The following is a 20,421-nucleotide window of genomic DNA, read 5'->3' as shown; positions in this document are numbered from 1 at the left end:
CTTTAACTACCTCAACAAGTTTTGTAAAATCCCATTCTTTTGACAGCATTTCTTCTACATTTTTTATTAATTTAGTAGTGAAATTTATTAAATGTTGTTGTATAATATCATGTTGTATAATATTATTCAAAAGAGACACCCCCTTATTGATTTGTGTTTTTTCCACTTTTTATTTTACCACAGGGGTTGTCTCTTTTAAATTTTTTGTCCTTTTTCGTCCTACAATAATTTTACACTATGATTTAAAAATTATTTTGTTGATATACATTTTTTAAAAATAGTTATAAAATATATGTGAGGTGATCAAAATGGTTGAGGCAATTTTGAAATTTTTTATGCATAATGGAAATATTTATGAAATAAATGATTTTGAAAAAATTTATCATGAATTAAATCCTGCAATTTATGAAGTCATAAGGCTTATTGATGGGAAACCCCTTTTTTTAGAGGAGCATTTTGAGAGATTGAAAAATTCAGCAAAACTTTTAAACAAAGAATTAAATATAAGCATGGAAACTTTAAGGCAGCAGATATTGAAGTTAGCTAATCTTAATCAAGTTAAAGATATAAATATAAAGATCGTTATTAACGAATTTGATAATCCTAATATTTATTTATATTTTATCAAATCCGAATACCCAAATATAGATATGTATAAAAATGGGGTAAAAACTATAATTTATAGAGCTGTTAGGGAAAATCCAAATGCAAAGGTGATATATAAAAATCTTAGGGAGGATATAAATAGAAAATTAAAGGAAACGGGATGTTATGAGGCCCTTTTAGTAAACGAAAAGGATGAGGTAACAGAAGGAAGCAGGTCAAATTTGTTTTTTATTAAGAAAAATAAGGTTTACACTGCCCCAGCAAAGGACGTTCTTTTAGGGATAACAAGGCAGAAAATAATTAAAATATGCAGATTAAATGATATTGAAATAATTGAAAAGCCGATTAAAATTGAAAACCTTCAAAACTTCGATGCAGCATTTATAACAGGAACTTCGCCCAAAGTTTTACCTATTTCAAAAATAGACGATATTATCTATGACGTTAATAATGTATTGATAAGAAAAATTATGGAACTTTATAATGAGGAGATAAAAAACTATTTAGGGACGGTTCATTAATTAATAAACCGTCCCTGAATATTTTTTGTCCCATAGTTTAAACTAAAAATGGAGGTGTTAAGATGATTTGTGCTGAAGTTACGATATATCCTTTAAAGCACAACAATCCAGAAAGCGTTATTAATAATTCAATTCGAGTTTTGCAAAACGAAAATGTTGATTACAAAGTTGGTTCTATCTCTACGCATCTTCATGGTCGTGAGGAAGATGTTTGGAGAAGTTTAAAGGAAATGTTTGACACTGCGCAGGAAGCTGGCGAAGTTAACATGGTTGTTACAATTTCAAATGCTGCGGATTAATTACATTAGCTTTCTTCTGCTAAGATAAGCTAGTATTAAATTCATAAGAGCTAGAACAGCATACAATATTCCAAGCTTTACATTCTTATTAGAAAAGGTGATAAATGCTGCAGCTATCCAGCATAAAGCTGCAAACAAATATAAAATTACATTTGCATTCTTTTTCATAAACCCACCCCTCAAAATTAGATAAAAATTCCAAGAATAATACTATTATATCAGGTTACAATATATAGTGTAAAGGGTGCGTAGCAGTTGAGCTAAGACCTATATATGATCCGAAAGGGTCGTATATGGGTCGACCAAAGGTTGCATGCAGGCCCTGGCAGGCTTCCATGCAGCCGGAGGGAAGATCCTGCATGGTGGGGAAAAGCTTTATTGCAGTCGAGCTTCATTTGATTGTAATAAGGTTCCAACCTATCATGCAGGGTCGAGCTAAGATCATCTAGGGTATTGTAAGCTTTTAAATTAGCTTAGGATCTAGCAAGCCACTAGTTCTAGTGCTTGCATGCAGCCGAGAGGTTGCATGCAGGTGCGTAGATATCCTAGATGGTCGAACGAACCATCAGTATAGGTGGTGAACTGCTCTATCATGGTCGGAAGATCATGGTTGGGTAATAAGCTACTTATATTGGTGCAAGGTAGATTGCTACGTGCCCTTTATATTTTTTTGGGGACGGTTCTTAATTATTTTATTTTTAGAAAAATTAACAACACCCTTTTTATAATTCACTTTCTTTAAAAATTACAATGTGTTTTATAAACAAAATATCGTGCATTCTTTTTTTAAAACATCGTTATCAATTATTTTTTAAATAATCCAGATTGTAGACAAACCCTCTTTGGTGTTCAGACTTTGCAAGAGCCCTGGAAGGATTAGAAAAGGCATTTCTCATAAGCTTTAGCTATTAGAATTGCTTAGCGAAATGAGCGAATACCATGGAAATCCTTCACAGGGCTTATCAAAAAACAACTTTTTCAACAGTCTGAATTATTTTTTAAATAATCATCCCAATTTTGTATTAGAACTTTTAATTTTGTCTTAAAAGTAAAAAAATTAAGAACCGTCCCTAGAGGAATATAAAATTTTTTGTAGAATATTTTATAATAGAGAAAAAATGGAGGTGGGGAAATGAAAAGAAAAAATTTATCTGTTTTATCATTTGTTTTAATATTTTTATTTACAAATTTAATTTTTTTATTCCCTTTTAAGCAAACGTTTGCTCAAACAAAAACCAAATTAATAATCCACTATGCTAAGGATCCTAATACCGATAAGGACTGGAATTTGTGGATTTGGCCCTACGGCATGGAGGGAAAAAAATATGAATTTACCCACAAGGATGATTTTGGTCCTTATGCAATAATAGAATTTGAAGAAGCCTATGACAAAGTTGGTTTTATCGTTAGAACTGACAATTGGGAAAAGGATGTTGCAGAAGATAGGTTCGTCGATAAATTCAAAAATGGAGTTGCAGAAATTTGGCTCTTACCTGGTGATCCTGAAATTTATTATTCTAAGCCTGACAAGAAATCCATAAAGAAAACATCTTTAGGTGAAAAAACAAAGGTTACAGTTCACTATTTTAGATATGACGGAAATTATGAAGGCTGGAATCTTTGGGTGTGGCCATTTGGTAAGGAAGGCTCTGCTTATTATTTTACCTCCGAAGACAAATATGGTAAGGTAGCTGAATTTTATGTTGAGGGGACAGAAGGAGTTGATAAGCTTGGGATAATAACAAGAAGGAGCACCAAGGATAACCCCTGGGCTGAAAAGGAATTCGGCGACAGATTCATAACTAAATTTAAAGAAGATGGCTCAGCTGAAATTTGGCTGGCTCAGGGAGATGAGAAGGTTCACTACTCTCCTTCCGAATTAGATTTATCACCTAAATTTGTTGCTGCAACATTGGATGACATGAATATCATTTCTGCTGAAACAAATATCCCATTTGTTTTAAAAAATGACCTTAAAGAAGATATTGTGGTAAAGGTTGAAGGAAAACAGATAAAACTTTCAAAGGTAGAGCCAGATAAAAACTATTTAGTTTCAAATAATAAAGGGAGAAAATTAATAATCACAACTTATGATAAACTTCCCCTTGATAAAACCATTACCGTTGAGAAAATTGGTTATGGTTCAATCATAGTTTCCTACGGCAAAGTGTTCAGCTCTGAAGAATTTGATAAATTGTATTATTACGATGGCAACGACCTTGGTGCTAATTATTCAAAGGAACAAACCCTATTTAAAGTTTGGGCACCAACTGCATCTGAAGCAAAGCTTGTTATTTATTCAAAATGGGAGGATAAAGCTGGACAAGAACTTCCTATGCAAAAAGGGGAAAAGGGAGTTTGGAGCTATACCTTAAAGGGAGATCAGCACGGAACAATTTATACTTACAAAGTTAAAATCGGCAGCAAATGGAACGAAGCTGTTGACCCTTATGCTCGCTCTGTGACTGTCAATGGTGATAAAGGCGTAGTTTTAGATCTTTCTAGGACAAATCCCGAAAAGTGGGATCCAAACTTCAAACCTCCCTTTAAAAATGCAGTTGATGCAATAATTTACGAACTTCATGTTAGGGATTTATCCATTCACCCGGATAGCGGTATAAAAAACAAAGGCAAATTTTTAGGACTTGCTGAAACAGGGACTAAAGGCCCTAATGGAACATCAACCGGCCTTGACCATATAAAGGATTTAGGTGTAACGCATGTTCAGCTTTTACCTATTTTCGATTTTGCAAGCATAGATGAGACATCAACAAAACCTCAATTTAACTGGGGATACGATCCCAAAAACTACAATGCACCAGAGGGAAGCTACTCAACTAATCCATATGACCCTATTTCAAGGGTAAAGGAACTAAAAACAGCTATCCAAGCTTTACATGACAACGGCCTTAGGGTGATTATGGATGTTGTATATAACCATATGTTCAGTGCTGATGCCTCAAACTTTAATAAGCTTGTTCCAGGATACTTCTTTAGAACTGGGCATGATGGAAAGCTTACAAATGGCTCAGGCTGTGGCAATGATACTGCATCAGAAAGAAAAATGATGAGAAAATTTATTATAGACTCTGTAACCTATTGGGCAAAGGAATATAACATCGATGGGTTTAGATTTGACCTTATGGGGCTTCACGATGTTGAAACAATGAATGAGGTAAGGAAGGCCCTAGATAAAATAGATCCCACGATAATTATCATTGGTGAAGGCTGGGATCTAAACACTGCCCTCTCACCGGATGTAAAGGCAAACCAAAAGAATGCATATAAAATGCCTAGAATTGCTCATTTCAATGATACAATAAGAGATGCGATCAAAGGAAGCGTATTCGATAAAACAGATGCTGGTTTTGTAAATGGTAAGGATTATGTTGAATTTAAAGTAAAATCAGGTATTGTTGGTGGAATTGAATATTCAGGCCAGATATACACCTGGGGACGAATAGAACCCGATCAGTCTGTTGTATACTGTGAAGCCCATGACAACAATACTTTATATGATAAACTAAAATTCACAAATCCCGATGCTACGGAAGAAGAAATTAAAGCGATGCACAAACTCTCTGGGGCCATAGTGTTAACATCTCAGGGAATACCATTTATACATGCTGGACAAGAATTTATGAGGACAAAACAAGGCAACGAAAACAGCTATAACGCCAGCGATGAGATAAACAGATTAGACTGGGAAAGGAAAGCAAAATATTTAGATGTTGTTGAATATTATAAAGGACTTATTAAACTTAGAAAGGAACATCCTGCCTTTAGAATGACAACTTCTGATATGATAAAAAGGCATTTAGAATTTTTAAATGCTCCTAAAAACGTCATCGCTTATGTTTTAAAGGATAAAGCTAACGGGGATGAATGGGAAAATATTGTAGTTGCCTTTAACGGCAACACATCTGAACAAACAATCAAACTTCCTAAAAAAGGCAAATGGGCTATAGTTGTAGATGAAAATAAGGCTGGAACTGAAGTTATAAGAACTATAACTGGCGATACTTTAAAACTTCCAGCAAAATCTGCTTATGTTTTATACTATAAAGGATCTTCATTTAATTTTGTTTACATCGCACTCTTAATTGGACTTATTGTTGGAATCCTTGCATCAAGAAAGGTAGCTATCAATTAATTTTTAAGGGACGGTTCATAAAGATAAGAACCGTCCCTTAAAAAGGTAATTAAACTTTTCCATTGTTTTATTCAAAAACAATAGATGATTCAGTTTCCTTGCACCACTTTGTCGCAATACAAAGCCCTAAGTTCCTTGGGCAAAATCTGCAAATGCAGTTTACATCCTTTCCGTCACATTTTTTTGAATTATAATAGGGGCATTTTTTGCAATTACTATTTATTGCCATAACATAGCCTCCTTTAGGGACGGCAGACTGTTGAAAAAGTTGTTTTTTGATAAGCCCCGTTAAGGATTTCCCTGGCATTCGCTCATTTCGCTAAGCAATTCTAATTGCTAGAGCTAATGAGAGATGCCTTTTCTAATCCTTCCGGGGCTCTTGCAAAGTCTAAAAACCAATGAGAGTTTGTCTACAATCTGTCGTCCCTTTGTTAACTTTTTTTAATATTTTTGACACAAAATTGCCATAATACAGGGGTAATATAATAATACAATAAAAAAGAAAATTTAAAAAGGAGGTGTAGAATTTTGAAGAAAAAATTAGCATTATCATTAGCAATTGCAATTGCTTTAACAAGCACGACATCTTTGGCCTTTGCAAAAGGATTTACTTTCAAAGAAAAATTTACAAGCAAATTTAATGGTTCTAAGCTTTATGCTGATTGTTTCAAATTAAGACCAAAGGGTGAGTTTGGCAAACAGTTTAACGGAAAGTTTAAAGATTTAACTTTAGAGGAAAAGAAGAATCTTATTCAAAAAAGAATTGAGAATAGAATTAAAACTGCTGTTGAAGATGGGGTAATTACTCAGGACGAAGCTGATAAAATGTTAAACAACTTAAAAGAAAGTTTATCAAAATGGGATGGAAGTTCCCCCTTTAAGTTTGAATTAAATTTAAGGGAAAAATATAATAATCTAAGTCTAGATAAGAAAAAGGAAATAGCTAAAAAACATTTCCAAGAAAAGCTAAATAATCTTGTTAAAAACGGAAAGTTAACACAAGATGAAGCAAACAAACTTCTTCAAAATTTTGAAGAAAAACTAAAAAATTGGGACGGAAAGGCTCCTTTAAAAAGTAGACTTTTGAAAGGATTTAAGCCTCAGTCTAGAAATAAACAATTTAATTATTCAACACAAACTCAATCCTTCTAATATAAGTGAAGGCTGCTCGGGTTAAAAACTAGCCCGACAGCCTTTTAAAAATTGCAGAATTTATAAAACAATTAAGAACCGTCCCTAATTACTAATTAAACATTATCTCGCCGTAGGTGGGCATCGGCCAATAGTTTCTGTCGAGTATCTTCTCGAGATCGTCGATTAGTTCTCTTAATGTTTCCATTTGGGTAAAAATATTATCCTTTATAAAGCATGCTTTGTTGTAGGAATCCTCCTCGAAGGATTCTGCCTGAGAAATTAATTTTTTTAAGGCATCGCATTGGTTATTTGCTCTTTTAAAAAGTTCATCTATTGTCCTTAATAAATCAAGTTGAACTTCAGCATTAAATCCCATGTTTTTAAGTTCAAATGAAGCCTTTGCAAGATCCTTCATATATCTTGAAACGGAAGGAACTATATCCTTTACAAATATCTCCACCATAGTCCTTGCTTCAATCAGAAGCTGCTTTATATATCCTTCAAGCATAACCTCATATCTTGAAAAAATCTCATTTTTATTTAACACCTTATGCCTTTCAAATAAATCCATATTTTTCTTGCTAATCAAATACTTTATTGCATCAACTGAACTTTTTAAATTCAAAAGGCCTCTTCTTTCAGCCTCTTCAATCCATTCCTTTGAATACCCGTCACCATTGAAAATTATCCTTTTATGCTCTTTTACTGTTTCCCTTATTATATTCTTTGCTTCCTTTATTACATCCTTTGAATTTTGCAATCTATCTGCAAATTCCCCTAATTTGTCAGCTAAAATCGTATTTAATACTGTCACTGCATCTGATATTGACGCAGATGATGGCACCATTCTAAATTCAAACTTATTCCCTGTAAAGGCAAAGGGTGAAGTTCTATTTCTATCCGTTGTATCCTTTTTAAGCACCGGCAAAGTTATAACTCCAGTTTCTAATTTTTCTCTCCCTCTTGAACTTATAATCTCTCCCTTTTCAATTTGTTCTAATATTTCCGTCAATTGTTCACCTAAAAATATAGAAACAATCGCAGGAGGTGCTTCATTGGCCCCTAATCTATGGTCATTTCCTGGATTTGAAGCTGAAATTCTTATAAGATCCTGATACTCATCAACTCCCTTTATAACCGCTGCAAGGAAAAGTAAAAATTGAAGATTATCGTGGGGTGTTTTTCCAGGATCAAACAGGTTAATTCCATCGTTGGTCATTAAAGAAAAGTTTACATGCTTTCCAGAACCGTTAACTCCCTTAAAGGGCTTTTCATGTAAAAGGCAAACAAGACCGTGCCTATTGGCAACCTTCAATAGAGTTTCCATTATAATCTGATTATGATCCGCTGCAACATTGGCATTAGTAAATACCGGTGCAATTTCATATTGATTTGGTGCAACCTCCTTATGCTTCGTCCTTGCTGAAACTCCAACCTTCCAGAGTTCCTCATCTATTTCCTTCATAAATGCTGCAACTTTTTCATTGATACTTCCAAAATAATGATCCTCAAGCTCCTGTCCCTTAGGCGGCTTTGCACCAATTAACGTTCTTCCGGCATAAATTAAATCCTTTCTCCTTTTAAAAATCTCCTTATCAATTAAAAAATACTCCTGCTCTGCTCCAACCATTGGAATTACTCTTGAAGATACGCCATTGCCTAAAAGCCTTAATACCCTTAAAGCTTCTTTCGATACGGCCTCCATGGATCTTAAAAGAGGTGTCTTTTTATCAAGTGCATCTCCAGTATATGAACAAAAGGCTGTTGGAATATATAAAACTGCTCCACCTTCATCCTCTACTAAAAAGGCATAAGAGGTGCAGTCCCAAACAGTATAACCCCTTGCTTCAAAGGTGGTTCTTAGTCCTCCATTTGGGAAACTTGAAGCGTCAGGTTCTCCCTTTATTAGCTCTTTTCCAGAAAACTCAGTTATTGCAGTGCCTTCCTTTTTAGGCGATATAAAGGACTCCAATTTGCCCGCTGTTCTTCCGTTCATAGGCTGAAACCAGTGGGTAAAGTGGGTTGCTCCCTTTTCGATTGCCCAATCCTTCATAGCATTTGCCACAACCTCTGCAACTTCAGCATCTAAAGCAACACCCTCATCAATGGTTTTTCTAAGTTTAACATAGATACTTTTAGGTAGTCTCTCCCTCATAACAACGTCATTAAAAACGTTTACTCCAAAGGATTGTGTAATTTTTGACATTGCCTTATCCCCCTATCAGCGAAATATTTTTAAAAATTTAATTTTATATTTCGATATAATCCTAATTTAATTTAAAAATTATCATTTATCTTTAAATTATTTTATAAAAATATGATAATACTATAATATGCAAATTTCAATACAACAAATATTAATTTTTTGAAAATTAATATTTCATAAAAAATGAGCTGCAAATTTGCAGCTCATCAGGATAATTTTATCTTTTTACCAGAGCTTTTTGCCTCAAATCTTTTTGGAATTGTTATAGTTAATACTCCATCCTTATAGTCTGCCCTTGCTTCATCGGATTTTACCTCCGATGGAAGAGGGACGGTTCTTGTAAACTTTCCGTAGAACCTTTCGCTTCTTCTAATGTTTTCTTCTTTTAATTCGCTTGACCTTTTAACTTCGCCAGTAATCCTTACAGAATCATCATATACCGTAATGTCTATATCATCCTTTGATATTCCTGGAATTTCAGCAACAACTTTGACCTCTTTTTCATCTTCAAAGACATCAACCCTTGGTCTTTCATAAAGGTCAAAGCTTTTAAATACATCATCGACATCCCTTCTTAATCTTTCAAGTTCATTGAAGGGACTAAATGGAATAAGATGCATATCATCACCCCCTTGTTTTTCTCAATATTATTTTTTTGAAAAACAAGTGAGTTTAAACTAGAATTATACGGCAACTTTGCCACTATGTCTTCCACATCTGTCACCAAAATACCCGATTACCTTATCTTCACATTTTATAACCGCAACTTCACAAAGGTTAGAACACCCGTTGCATTCAAAACTTGCCGTTTCATAATTTACATCGGCGATTTCAAATCCTTTAAAATTGGTCCACTTGCTCCGCTTTTCAGCAGAAAGGATTGCGGCACCTATTGCACCCATCATGTTATAATGCTTCGGAACAAAAACCTCGCATCCTAAAGCCTCTTCAAAGGCCCTTTTCATTCCCTTATTGGCTGCAACTCCACCCTGGAAAAATATTTTGCTTTTAATATCCTTTCCCTTTGCTACGTTGTTAAGATAATTTCTAACAAGGGCCTCACAAAGCCCCCTTATAATATCCTCAACAGCAAATCCAAGCTGCTGCTTGTGAATCATATCAGACTCTGCAAAAACAGCACATCTTCCTGCGATTCTTACAGGGTTTTTAGATTTTAATGCGTAATCGCCAAACTCCTCTATCGGGATTTCAAGCCTTTCCGCCTGCCTATCCAAAAAAGATCCCGTTCCAGCTGCACAAACGGTATTCATTGCAAAATCCGTTATCATTCCATTCTCTAATGTAATTATCTTTGAATCCTGTCCACCAATTTCAATTATAGTCCTTACATCCTTATCCAAACTCAATGCAGCAACTGCATGGGATGTTATTTCATTTTTAACAACATCAGCACCAACTAAAAAGGCTGCTATGTGTCTTCCGCTTCCTGTAGTTCCAACTCCTGCAATATCAGTACTTTTAACTTTGTCCTTTATAATTTTAAAGCCCTCCTGAACTGCCTTAATAGGCCTTCCCTTTGTCCTTAAATAAACGCTTTCAACAACATTAAAATTTTCATCTATTACAACTATATCTGTGCTGACTGATCCAACATCAATTCCCAGATAATACATATCCTCTTCTCCTTTCCAAAAGGTCTATAAAGGCCTCAAGTCTTGTTTGATATCCTGCCTCCCCGGTCATTTCATCCACAACAAGGCTTAAGATAGGGAAATTTTTATCCCTTGATATAGATGGCAAAATGGATTTTGAGACGATCTCCGGCATACATCCTAATGGGAAAATTTGAATAGCACCGTCAAAACCCTCCTCATAGGACAAAATAGCCTCTCCAACGCATTCCTGTCCATGTCCTCCAACTCCTAAAGGCAGATACTCCTTTGCTGCATCCCTGATTTTCTTTGCAGTAAGTCCAAAGGGACTTAAAAGAACAGTATTGTAAACCCACCAACTTGGGCTTAGCGTCCTTTTAGTTGAAACTCCCATTTCCATAAGCTTATCCTCTATATATAGATTAGAAAAGGGCTCGATTATAGTATAAATTTCTCCTATTATAGCAACCCTAATGGGATTTTTTTCTCTGCTTATTTCAACTTCATCCATTTTTTTATGGTATTCCTTTAAAATCGATATTGCCTCTTTAGGATTATTTGTTTCTAATAGTTTTCTTTTGCATTCATTTAAAAGGCCTTTGCATTCTCCCTTGTTTACTTCATATCCTGCCCTTTCGTGGGCCTTTGCCTCAAGAGCATCTATAAGCCCTATTATCCTATAGGCATTTACAAGGGCCATGTATTTTTCCTTTTTTGATTTTGGGCTTTGGGAGGAAATCTTATTTATTCTTCTTTTTAATTCATCAAATCCTATATCAGATGGCAAATCCAATACAATAAAATCTAAGTTTTTGCCTAATTTTTTTAATATTTTCATTTGAAGTTCTGCATATTCACCAAATCTACAGGGGCCGCAGCTGCCTGTCAAAATTATTGTATCCGCTCCCCTTTCAATGCTTTCTATATAATTCCCCATCATTATTTTAAAGGGAAGGCATATCTCCTCCGGAGAATACAAACTTCCAATCTCGAGTGCCCTTTTACTGTTAAAGGGCGGAATCACATAGTCAATTCCAAGCCCATCCATTAAAAATTTTGCACCTATATATACGTTGCCCATGTGAGGAAATGTAATCTTCAAGCAAGATTCCCCCTTTTTCTTCTCGTCAGCATATCTACAAAGGCCTCAACCCTTGTATCAAATCCTGCCTCCCCTGTGTGTTCGTCAATTTTAAGAAGTAAAAAGGGAACATCCTCAAACTCAAGCTTTAAAAGCTCCACTATTACAGAGTCAATTCCACAGGCAAAGGAGGATAAATAAATAATTCCATCAATCAATTTATTTTTTACAGCATATGAAGCAAATCCGTAGTATTCCCTTGCAAAGGTCCAAAAAGGCCTTTTAAAAAGCTTTTTAATTTCCATATGTTTAATGCTATCATCCACTACTTCATGGGTCATAACCCCAATGCCAAATCCCTTTAATTTTTTTACAAGATTCATATTTATAAAATTATCGTAGATATTATAGGTATGTCCAATGAGGGCAATTTTATATTGAAACCCTTCATCATCTATTCCTTCTTTAAAATTATTCTGCTCCTTTAATGCGTCCTCAAAGGCTTTTTGTATTTTTACATAGCTTTTTGTAAATAATTTGCCCGTTTCATAGGCCCAATTTATAAATTTATCCGCCGAATATGAGTATATAGGAGCCTTTGTTATTAGTGGTAAATCCTTTATGTTGTTTTCGATCATCTCAGGGATTCCGCAAAACTTAGGGCAGATAAACTCCCTCTTTTCAACCTGCATAATCCTTGGAACCAAAATTAAATCACACTTATCCTTTATCTTTTCCACATGCCCGTGAAAAACCTTAATAGGAAGGCACGCCTCATCGGTGCAGAGCTTAACCCCAAGATCAAGTATTTCCTTATTGGTATCTGGAGATTCTATTATCTCTGCACCAAGTTCCTCAAAAAAAGTCGTAAAAAAAGGCTTGTATTTGTAATATAAAAGTCCCTTTGGGATCCCAACCTTCATAAAAACCACTCCTTTTGACCTACACTAATATATTTTTGACTTTAAAATTTAAAAATATACAAAAAAGGCTCGGAAAATCCGAGCCTTAAATAGTTAGTTTAACAGGACAGTGGTCTGAGCCTTGAATATGGGTTAAAATTTCAACGTCTTTTACCTTTGATATAAAATTTTTTGAAATAAAGAAGTAATCTATCCTCCAGCCTACATTTTTCTCCCTTGCCTTAAACATATAGCTCCACCAGGTATATTCAATTTTATCAGGATAAAAATGTCTATAGGCATCAATAAAGCCTATCTCTAAAAATCTATCTATATATTCCCTTTCTATCGGTAAAAATCCTGAGGACTTTTCGTTCTGCTTTGGATTTTTAAGGTCTATTTCCCTATGGGCTGTGTTGTAATCGCCACATATAATTAGATTTTTACCTTCTTCTAAAAGCTTTTTCGAGTAATCCATAATGGCATCGTAAAACCTTAGTTTATAATCCAATCTTTCATCGCTCATTTTGCCATTAGGAAAATATATATTAAAAAGTATAAAATCCTCATATTCAGCAATTAAAATCCTTCCTTCTGTGTCAAATTCTTCTATTCCAATCCCGTAGTAGATATTCTTTGGTTCCACTTTAGTAAAAATTGCAACACCGCTGTATCCTTTTTTATTTGCAAAGCTAAAATATTTATAATACCCTTTAAGGTTTTTAATCTCATCATCTATCTGTTCCTCCTGAAGCTTTGTCTCCTGAAGACATAGAATATCCGGATCCTCATCCTTTATAAAATCCATTAACCCCTTTTTTAAAATAGACCTTAGCCCATTTACATTCCATGTATATATTCTCATAATAGTTTTTCTCCCTTCATATAATTTATTAGACAAATAAATTATATCTTTTAAAAAAAATTTATTCAATAAAGTAACCTTAAACTACTTTTAAGAATATATTATTATTAAAGCTTTTTGTTTTGGTGATTTTATGTCCTTTTCAGCAAGAGAACTTCTTGCAAGGCTTGTTCGATGTGAGGCTGAGGGTGAAGGCGAAATAGGCATGAAGGCCGTTGCAAGTGTTGTTATGAATAGGGTTAATGTAACCTATGGTGAATATAGAAGGGTATGCCAGGGAGATCTTAGAAAGGTTATCCTTCAGCCCCGTCAATTTACCTGCTGTTTAACAATTGTATACGGTCAGCCTAATTATCAAAATATATGGGCAAAACCCCCCGATAAATATCACTACTGGATAGCCGATTGGGCCCTTTCCGGCAACAAGTATTCAGGTATAGGCTTTGCACTTTGGTATTATAATCCATTTAAGCCCACATGTGCCTACTATTTTCCTCCTAACAGAACAGGGCAATATATAACAAGGATTGCCCAGCATTGCTTTTATATTCCAACACCTTTGTATGCTCAAACTTGATATTAATATATAAGGAGGTTCTTTATGTCTAAAAAAGAAAATCAAGTTAACGAAACAAAAGAAATGAATTATTTTGTTCCTCAATATTTTAGTCCTGCCATGATGTGTCCCTATGAATACTTTAGGCAGCAACCCTTTGAACCTATCGATGTAGCAGAGGCACAGATGGAACCGACTCTAAAGGACATAGGCTATACACAGGCTTATTTAAGAACACAAATTGGGAAAAAGGTAAAAATAGACTTTTTGATTGGAACAGATATGTTTATAGACAAGGAAGGAATCCTTTTAGAAGTTGGTATAAGCTATGTAGTAATTAGGGAAATTGCTACAAACTTTAAAGTTATGTGCGACCTTTATTCAATTAAATTCGTTTCAATATATGAATAAAGGCCCTAAAAGGTTTAACCCTTTAGGGCCTTATATTATGCGTTTATTGTAACCTTTTCCTCAGGTTTTACCTTTTCCATAGTAATACCTGTAAATCCATAGAATATGGATACAAATGGGTTAACATAATTTAAAACCGCATAAGGTAGATATGCAAATGGATGAACTCCTAATGCCCCCATCATGAAGGCACCACAGGTATTCCATGGAACAAGAGGCGATGTTAAAGTTCCTGCATCCTCAAGGCACCTTGAAAGGTTCTTTGGATGTAAGCCCTTCTTATCAAAGGCCTTTTTAAACATTCTTCCTGGAATAACTATTGAAAGGTATTGGTCACCTGCAACTATATTTGTAAATATGCTTGAAAAGATGGTTGCAGTAACAAGGGCTCCAACGCTATCTGAAAAGCTAAGTAGCTTTTCAGCAAGAACTTCCAAGAAGCCTGCCTTTTCCATTATTCCTCCAAAGGTCATAGCACAAAGGATCAATGATACTGTATACATCATGCTCTGGAGTCCACCCCTTGTCAAAAGGTCATCAACTATCTTAAATCCTGTTTCTGAAACATAACCATCGTTAAGAACTGATAATATATCTCCAAATCCTTTGCCTTGGAATATAACTGCAAAAATTGCACCTAAGATAGTTCCTGACAAAAGACCTGGAATTGCAGGCACCTTTTTAACAACCATTACTATAACCACTATAGGTGGGATTAAAAGCCATATGCTTATATTAAACTGCTTTGAAAGCGCATCAAGTATTTGATTTATTTGAGCAACATCAAGCTGTCTTCCCGCAAATTTAGCACCTAATATTGCATAAACTACTAAAGCTATTAAATAGCTTGGACCAGTTGTGAATATCATGTGTCTTACGTGGTCGAAAAGCGTTGCACCAGCCATAGCAGGTGCAAGGTTTGTTGTATCTGATAATGGAGACATCTTATCTCCAAAGTATGCGCCTGATACAACTGCCCCTGCAACCATTGGTAGTGGAATTCCAAGGCCTTGTCCAACTCCAATGAGGGCAATACCTACTGTTCCTGCAGTAGTCCATGAACTTCCTGTTGCAAGGGATACTATACTTGAAATTATTAAAGTTGCAACAAGGAAAATTCCAGGTGATAATATCTTAAGACCATAGTATATCATAGCAGGAACTGTTCCTGAAAGAATCCATGCACCTATAACTGTTCCTATGATCATAAGGATTATGATTGCCTGCATTGACATTCCGATTGTGTCAATAATACCCTTTTCAATTTCATTCCACTTAAGCCCAACCCTCATTGCCATAAAGGCTGCAATGATTGCCGAAAATATAAGCGGAATATGCGGACTTGCCTCATACTTTAAAATTGAGAAGGAAAGAATTGCAACGAGTGCAACGACTGGGATTAGAGCCTCCCAAACACTTGGTTTTCTCTTTTGTCCATTTTCCATTAAGATACCCCCCAAAAAATAAGCTTTTTTATATTTTAACATTAATCATTATTAAATTTCAATAATATTTAAAAAATTTTTAATTTTAAAATTTGTCGATTCTAATAGCCTTTTTGTAAATCGACTATATTCAATAGCTTCTCCCCTTCAACATATTTTTTCATATTTTCATATATAAGTTTAAACCTTCTTTCGTTCCTCATCTCCGATACCCAAGAGTTATGGGGGGTTATATATACATTTTCCATATCCCAAAGAGGGCTGTCCTCCTTTAAAGGTTCCTCCTCAAAAACATCAAGGGCTGCACCCTTTATTTTTCCGCTTTTTAAATTTTTAATAAGCTCCCCTTCATCAACAACGCTTCCCCTTGCAACGTTTATAAAATATACTCCATCCTTCATAGCATTAAATCTTTCTTTATTTATTAAATGATGCGTCTCCTTTGTATACGGAATTGTCACTACAACAAAATCGCAAAGCCTTAGCATATCATCCATCACATCCTTTGAAAAACATTTATTAAATCCCTCTACGTTTCTTCCATTGGAGTTGAGACCTAGTATATTAACTCCAAAACCCTGTAATCGCTTTGCAGCTTCAATGGCTAAAGTTCCAGTTCCTATAAACCCAATTGTTTTCCCATATATTTCTATTATAGATGTGTCTATCCTCCAAATCTTATTTTTCTGCTTTTCAAAAAACTTTATGCTATTTTTTGCAAGCTGAAGGATATTCATAACAATCCATTCTCCAATTGGAATGCTGTATCCTCCCTTGTTGTTTGTAAGAATTATTCCCTTTTCTTTAATATAATCAATTGGCGCCTGATCGATACCAATACTTGATAATTGAATCCACTTTAGTTTTTCCATTTTAGTGATATCAAGTGTTGAAAAGGGATCATAGCAGACTAAAACCTCAACATCCTTTAATTCCTCAGAATAAAATAAACCCTTTTCTTCTTTAATTATCACATCATAGCCTAATTCTTTAATTAAACTCATCTTTTCCTTTCCGTAATCATATGTAAACAAAGCTTTTTTCATCCAAATCCCCCCAATTTTTACTTGTATTATTTCGACTTTATTTGACAAAAATAATAATGAAAAATAATGAAAGGAGTGTTCATATGGCACAGCTTAATCAACTGGAACTTCAAAATTTAAGGCACTTGATAGGGCAACACGACACAGCTGCCCAAAAGTTTGACTCATATGCCCAGATGGCAACCGATCCTCAAATAAAGCAGATGTTTACTCAAGCGGCACAAAGCGCAAGAAATACTAAACAAAAGCTTCTTTCATTCTTACAATAGGGAGGGTTTATAATGCTCAACGAAAAGGCTCTTGTAAACGATGCACTTTCTATGATAAACAGTAGCCTAACAAACTACGCCAATGCCATAGCCCAATGCACTAATGCACAGCTAAGAAGCACTCTACAGCAGATAAGAAATTCAGACGAACAGTTCCAATATGACCTTTATAAAATAGCTGAACAAAAGGGATACTACAAGGCAGCAAAACCTGCTTCACCTCAGGATATACAGCAGGTTAAAACAGATCTTGGCACCTTCTAAAGGAGTGGTTACCACTCCTTTATTTTTTGGGCGGCAATGGTCCAAAATATTGATAATAGTAGCATAAAAGCTTTCCATTATATAACTTTCTATTTTTGTCTGCCTTCTTGCCAAAGTGCCTTTGAAACTCTGGATGGGCTGTTAATATGAAAAAGGACCAAGAATCAAGCCTTGAAAAAACTTCTCCCATCCTCTTATAAAGTCCCTCAACCTCCCTTTTTTCCATAAGCCTTTCCCCATAGGGAGGATTTGTGATTATAACTCCATATTTTTTCTTGGACCTAAAATCCTCCATAGGAAGCTTTTGAAAGGCAACGAACTTCTCTACTCCAGCCTTTTTGGCATTCTCCCTTGCAACCTTTAAAACTTTCCCGTCAATATCTGAGCCTAAAAGTAAAAATTCTTTGTCGTTAATCCCCTCCCTTGCCCTTTTTCTTTCCTCCTCCCAAATCCTTTTATTGAAGTTAGGCCACTTTTCTGCTGCAAAATCCCTATTAAGTCCCGGTGCTATATTTTTACCAATCATGGCAGCTTCGATAAGGACAGTTCCTGAACCGCAAAAGGGATCCGCTAAAATTCTATCAGGAGTCCACCTGCTTAAATAAACAAGGGCTGATGCCAAGGTTTCCTTAAGAGGTGCCTCTCCAGCAATTTCTCTATATCCCCTTTTATGAAGTCCTATCCCTGATGTATCTAAAGTGAGTGTTGCAATATCCTTTAAAAGCGAAATTTCTATTTTATATGTAGTCCCGCTCTCCTCAAACCACTCTATTTTATATTTATTCTTCATAGATTCTATTATTGCCTTTTTAACTATAGCTTGACAATCGGATACGCTAAAGAGCTTTGACTTAACAGACTTTCCAACAACATGAATTTTTGCATCCTTAGGGAGTATTTCTCCCCAATTTACCGACTTTGTTCCTTGAAATAAATCTTCAAAGGTTTCAGCTTTAAACTCCTTTATTTTTATTAAAATTCTATCAGCAGTTCTCAGCCAAAGATTACATCTTACAATATCTTTTTCATCCCCTTTAAAGGTTACCTTGCCGTTATCAACAACAATATCTTTTATTCCAAGCTTTAAAAGCTCCTCCTTAAGTATTCCTTCTATTCCAAAGGCACATGTTGCAACTATATCGTATCTCATCCTACCTCTCCTTTTACTATTTTCCTAAAACTTTTTTATGATTATATCATATTTTCCGATATTTTAACATAATGACCACCTCATTTTTGAGGTGGCCATTTCATAGATTATTTCTTATTATCAGAGATGAATAATCATACATTTTTTTCATCATCTCAATAATATAATACTCATTTACTTTATTTTTGGTATTCTTATCTACCATTTCACCCTTTTGCTGAAGATATATATAGTCATCATAGATAAAACTTCCATCAGGGAATATTACATAGCCTTTTTCATTTGAAAATATATCTTTCCCTAATGACTTTTCAAGTTCAAATCCAAAAAGCGTTGCAATGGTCGGTGCCAAATCCGCCTGGCCGCATACCTTGTCGATTTGTCCTTTTATTTCAAAATCAGGGACATGCATTATTGCAACAACCCTTTGATTTAAGGTCCAGTCATAATCGTCATTTATTTTTTCTCCAATTGCCCTTTCAAGTTCCTCCTTGTTGCCATAAGGAATCGCATGATGATCACCATAAAAGATTACAACAGAGTTATCCCAAAGCCCTTCTTTTTTTAGATTTTCAACAAAATCTCCAAGGGCCTTATCAACATAATGGGCACTTTGAAGGTAATTCCCTAATAGGCTTCCTTTTAGATTTCCTACATCAAACTCCTCAAATTTTTTATCCCTATATGGGTAATGGCTAGATAGGGTTATTAAAAAGGAATAAAAGGGTTTATTATATCCCTTCATCTTTCCTACCGCCTGTTTAAAGAAGCTATCATCGGCTAAACCAAGCCCAATCTTCTCTTCAAATGCAAAGTCATTAATACTTTCATATTTATCAAATCCTAAGCTTTTATACATGAAGGGTCTATTCCAGAAGGATTCGTCATTGCCGTGCATAACGCTTGTAAAATATCCTAGGTCCTTTAAATGTTTAGCAATGGATTCATAGTTATTGTAAGGGTATAAATAATAAACTGCTCCATTTGATAAAGGAAGCAACGATGTGTTTACTGCAAATTCTGCATCGGATGTCCCACCATTAGAAATTTGATAGTAAAAATTAGAAAGATAGATTTCTTCCCTTGCTAATTTGTTTAAGTTTGGTGTAACTTCAATTCCGTTTATTTTTTTATCGATAAGAAAGTATTGGAAGGCCTCAAGTTGAACAATAATTAAATTTTTTCCCTTATACTTTCCATAGTAATTAGGTTTTTCTCCATTTTTCTTTTTATTAAAAAATTCCTTAATCTCAGCTGCCTTTGCCGAATCTATTATTTTTATAAAATTATTTTCATTAGCAAACTTTTTAAAATCAAAATAATGATAGCCTAGTATGCTTGTATTTTCTACTATAAACCTTTTATCATACATTTCCGTCAAAACCCATTTGTCCTTTTTTCTTGCAAGATAAAAATTTATATTTAAAATTAATATTCCTGAAAGTATTAACGCAAACATCTTAACTGCCTTATCCCCAAATTTTTCTTCATCGAAGCCAATTTTTCTCGTTATGATAAAAATACTTAGCATAATATCCGCTATTAAAATTAAATATTGCACCTTAAAAAGATAAGTTAATGAATTAATAACTTCTCCTAATAATCCAACCTGTCTTAGTGAGAATAATGTAAAAAAGCTTTTGTAGTAATCATAATAAAATAAATCCACAGTTAAAATAAATGCAATTAATATATTTATAAGAAATAATATCTTTACCTGAATGCTTTTTTCAAAAAACATCGGAAAACCAAAAAGAAGCAAAATAAACCCTAATGCAGAAAATATAGTTTTAATATTTATATCCATATTAACCATTAAATTAAAACCTAAAAGTTTATATAGCATAAGAATTAAAAATATAAAATAATAAAGAAATATATTTTTAAATCCCTTCACGCT

Annotated in this window: 19 protein-coding genes and 1 pseudogene; 8 read left to right on the top strand and 12 right to left on the bottom strand. The window is 34.4% G+C overall.

Annotated elements, in window-relative coordinates:
- Nucleotides 1–308 precede the first annotated feature (308 nt).
- Together Q3V94_RS07705 and Q3V94_RS07700 are read left to right on the top strand one after the other, a co-directional pair.
- On the top strand, nt 309–1,127 hold the full coding sequence (locus Q3V94_RS07705; RefSeq protein ID WP_008907625.1) for an aminotransferase class IV: 819 nt from the start codon (nt 309–311) through the stop codon (nt 1,125–1,127).
- 62 nt (nt 1,128–1,189) lie between these two features.
- On the top strand, nt 1,190–1,426 hold the full coding sequence (locus Q3V94_RS07700) for a YkoF family thiamine/hydroxymethylpyrimidine-binding protein (protein WP_008907626.1): 237 nt from the start codon (nt 1,190–1,192) through the stop codon (nt 1,424–1,426).
- On the opposite strand, the gene Q3V94_RS07695 is transcribed toward Q3V94_RS07700, so the two are convergent.
- The gene (locus Q3V94_RS07695) at nt 1,427–1,594 is read right to left on the bottom strand and encodes a hypothetical protein (protein ID WP_008907627.1); all 168 of its coding nucleotides are present in this window, start codon (nt 1,592–1,594) and stop codon (nt 1,427–1,429) included. It abuts the gene before it with no gap.
- A gap of 964 nt (nt 1,595–2,558) precedes the next feature.
- On the opposite strand from Q3V94_RS07695, the gene pulA reads away from it, so the two are divergent.
- On the top strand, nt 2,559–5,579 hold the full coding sequence (gene pulA / locus Q3V94_RS07690) for a type I pullulanase (RefSeq protein ID WP_008907628.1): 3,021 nt from the start codon (nt 2,559–2,561) through the stop codon (nt 5,577–5,579).
- A gap of 67 nt (nt 5,580–5,646) precedes the next feature.
- Here pulA and Q3V94_RS07685 read toward each other — a convergent pair whose 3' ends face one another.
- Entirely contained in the window at nt 5,647–5,808 is a 162-nt protein-coding gene (locus Q3V94_RS07685; RefSeq protein ID WP_008907629.1) for a hypothetical protein, read from the bottom strand.
- 299 nt (nt 5,809–6,107) lie between these two features.
- On the opposite strand from Q3V94_RS07685, the gene Q3V94_RS07680 reads away from it, so the two are divergent.
- Nucleotides 6,108–6,731 (top strand): hypothetical protein, encoded by a 624-nt coding sequence (locus Q3V94_RS07680; RefSeq protein WP_008907630.1) that lies wholly within the window; start codon nt 6,108–6,110, stop codon nt 6,729–6,731.
- A 91-nt stretch (nt 6,732–6,822) separates the two neighbouring features.
- Here the strand turns inward: Q3V94_RS07680 and Q3V94_RS07675 are convergent, their stop codons facing one another.
- From Q3V94_RS07675 to Q3V94_RS07650, 6 genes are all read right to left on the bottom strand, one after another.
- A complete protein-coding gene (locus Q3V94_RS07675; protein WP_303526595.1) occupies nt 6,823–8,919 on the bottom strand; it encodes a glutamine synthetase III in 2,097 nt (698 codons plus the stop codon).
- Between the two features lie 206 nt (nt 8,920–9,125).
- On the bottom strand, nt 9,126–9,539 hold the full coding sequence (locus Q3V94_RS07670; RefSeq protein WP_274765932.1) for an Hsp20/alpha crystallin family protein: 414 nt from the start codon (nt 9,537–9,539) through the stop codon (nt 9,126–9,128).
- Nucleotides 9,540–9,602: 63 nt separating this feature from the next.
- Nucleotides 9,603–10,553, bottom strand: a complete 951-nt coding sequence (locus Q3V94_RS07665; protein ID WP_303526589.1) for an acyl-CoA dehydratase activase — start codon at nt 10,551–10,553, stop codon at nt 9,603–9,605.
- A complete protein-coding gene (locus tag Q3V94_RS07660) occupies nt 10,534–11,634 on the bottom strand; it encodes a 2-hydroxyglutaryl-CoA dehydratase (RefSeq protein ID WP_303526586.1) in 1,101 nt (366 codons plus the stop codon). The genes Q3V94_RS07665 and Q3V94_RS07660 overlap by 20 nt, the downstream gene beginning before the upstream one ends.
- Nucleotides 11,631–12,536 (bottom strand): acyl-CoA dehydratase activase-related protein, encoded by a 906-nt coding sequence (locus Q3V94_RS07655; RefSeq protein WP_303526584.1) that lies wholly within the window; start codon nt 12,534–12,536, stop codon nt 11,631–11,633. Before Q3V94_RS07655 ends, Q3V94_RS07660 begins: the two co-directional genes overlap by 4 nt.
- 85 nt (nt 12,537–12,621) lie before the next feature.
- A complete protein-coding gene (locus Q3V94_RS07650) occupies nt 12,622–13,380 on the bottom strand; it encodes an exodeoxyribonuclease III (RefSeq protein WP_303526582.1) in 759 nt (252 codons plus the stop codon).
- 133 nt (nt 13,381–13,513) lie between these two features.
- On the opposite strand from Q3V94_RS07650, the gene Q3V94_RS07645 reads away from it, so the two are divergent.
- Nucleotides 13,514–13,957 carry a cell wall hydrolase gene (locus Q3V94_RS07645; RefSeq protein WP_303526580.1) on the top strand — a complete coding sequence of 148 codons (444 nt, stop codon included), beginning with the start codon at nt 13,514–13,516 and terminating at the stop codon, nt 13,955–13,957.
- Between the two features lie 171 nt (nt 13,958–14,128).
- Nucleotides 14,129–14,347: pseudogene (locus Q3V94_RS13680) on the top strand (alginate lyase); the annotation flags it as partial.
- A gap of 35 nt (nt 14,348–14,382) precedes the next feature.
- Here Q3V94_RS13680 and nhaC read toward each other — a convergent pair.
- Both nhaC and Q3V94_RS07630 read right to left on the bottom strand, forming a co-directional pair.
- A complete protein-coding gene (gene nhaC / locus Q3V94_RS07635; protein WP_008907639.1) occupies nt 14,383–15,792 on the bottom strand; it encodes a Na+/H+ antiporter NhaC in 1,410 nt (469 codons plus the stop codon).
- 101 nt (nt 15,793–15,893) lie between these two features.
- Nucleotides 15,894–16,838, bottom strand: a complete 945-nt coding sequence (locus tag Q3V94_RS07630; RefSeq protein WP_008907640.1) for a phosphoglycerate dehydrogenase — start codon at nt 16,836–16,838, stop codon at nt 15,894–15,896.
- Nucleotides 16,839–16,921: 83 nt separating this feature from the next.
- On the opposite strand from Q3V94_RS07630, the gene Q3V94_RS07625 reads away from it, so the two are divergent.
- Both Q3V94_RS07625 and Q3V94_RS07620 read left to right on the top strand, forming a co-directional pair.
- Entirely contained in the window at nt 16,922–17,107 is a 186-nt protein-coding gene (locus tag Q3V94_RS07625) for a hypothetical protein (RefSeq protein WP_008907641.1), read from the top strand.
- Between the two features lie 12 nt (nt 17,108–17,119).
- On the top strand, nt 17,120–17,371 hold the full coding sequence (locus Q3V94_RS07620) for a spore coat protein (RefSeq protein WP_008907642.1): 252 nt from the start codon (nt 17,120–17,122) through the stop codon (nt 17,369–17,371).
- 19 nt (nt 17,372–17,390) lie between these two features.
- Here the strand turns inward: Q3V94_RS07620 and Q3V94_RS07615 are convergent, their stop codons facing one another.
- Together Q3V94_RS07615 and Q3V94_RS07610 are read right to left on the bottom strand one after the other, a co-directional pair.
- Nucleotides 17,391–18,521, bottom strand: coding sequence for a class I SAM-dependent RNA methyltransferase (locus tag Q3V94_RS07615; RefSeq protein WP_303526573.1), 1,131 nt, complete (start codon nt 18,519–18,521; stop codon nt 17,391–17,393).
- A gap of 100 nt (nt 18,522–18,621) precedes the next feature.
- Nucleotides 18,622–20,418 carry an LTA synthase family protein gene (locus Q3V94_RS07610; protein WP_303526571.1) on the bottom strand — a complete coding sequence of 599 codons (1,797 nt, stop codon included), beginning with the start codon at nt 20,416–20,418 and terminating at the stop codon, nt 18,622–18,624.
- Nucleotides 20,419–20,421: the final 3 nt, after the last annotated feature.

Source organism: Caloramator sp. CAR-1 (assembly GCF_030546345.1).
Taxonomy (GTDB): domain Bacteria; phylum Bacillota; class Clostridia; order Clostridiales; family Caloramatoraceae; genus Caloramator; species Caloramator australicus.
Note: the sequence above shows the minus strand (reverse complement) of the source record. Positions and strands in the feature narration are given on the sequence as shown.

Coding starts and splice junctions, on each gene's coding strand:
- Q3V94_RS07705 (WP_008907625.1), top strand. CDS start 309: ATGGTTGAGGCAATTTTGAAATTTTTTATGCATAATGGAAATATTTAT.
- Q3V94_RS07700 (WP_008907626.1), top strand. CDS start 1,190: ATGATTTGTGCTGAAGTTACGATATATCCTTTAAAGCACAACAATCCA.
- Q3V94_RS07695 (WP_008907627.1), bottom strand. CDS start 1,594: ATGAAAAAGAATGCAAATGTAATTTTATATTTGTTTGCAGCTTTATGC.
- pulA (WP_008907628.1), top strand. CDS start 2,559: ATGAAAAGAAAAAATTTATCTGTTTTATCATTTGTTTTAATATTTTTA.
- Q3V94_RS07685 (WP_008907629.1), bottom strand. CDS start 5,808: ATGGCAATAAATAGTAATTGCAAAAAATGCCCCTATTATAATTCAAAA.
- Q3V94_RS07675 (WP_303526595.1), bottom strand. CDS start 8,919: ATGTCAAAAATTACACAATCCTTTGGAGTAAACGTTTTTAATGACGTT.
- Q3V94_RS07670 (WP_274765932.1), bottom strand. CDS start 9,539: ATGCATCTTATTCCATTTAGTCCCTTCAATGAACTTGAAAGATTAAGA.
- Q3V94_RS07665 (WP_303526589.1), bottom strand. CDS start 10,553: ATGTATTATCTGGGAATTGATGTTGGATCAGTCAGCACAGATATAGTT.
- Q3V94_RS07655 (WP_303526584.1), bottom strand. CDS start 12,536: ATGAAGGTTGGGATCCCAAAGGGACTTTTATATTACAAATACAAGCCT.
- Q3V94_RS07650 (WP_303526582.1), bottom strand. CDS start 13,380: ATGAGAATATATACATGGAATGTAAATGGGCTAAGGTCTATTTTAAAA.
- Q3V94_RS07645 (WP_303526580.1), top strand. CDS start 13,514: ATGTCCTTTTCAGCAAGAGAACTTCTTGCAAGGCTTGTTCGATGTGAG.
- nhaC (WP_008907639.1), bottom strand. CDS start 15,792: ATGGAAAATGGACAAAAGAGAAAACCAAGTGTTTGGGAGGCTCTAATC.
- Q3V94_RS07630 (WP_008907640.1), bottom strand. CDS start 16,838: ATGAAAAAAGCTTTGTTTACATATGATTACGGAAAGGAAAAGATGAGT.
- Q3V94_RS07625 (WP_008907641.1), top strand. CDS start 16,922: ATGGCACAGCTTAATCAACTGGAACTTCAAAATTTAAGGCACTTGATA.
- Q3V94_RS07620 (WP_008907642.1), top strand. CDS start 17,120: ATGCTCAACGAAAAGGCTCTTGTAAACGATGCACTTTCTATGATAAAC.
- Q3V94_RS07615 (WP_303526573.1), bottom strand. CDS start 18,521: ATGAGATACGATATAGTTGCAACATGTGCCTTTGGAATAGAAGGAATA.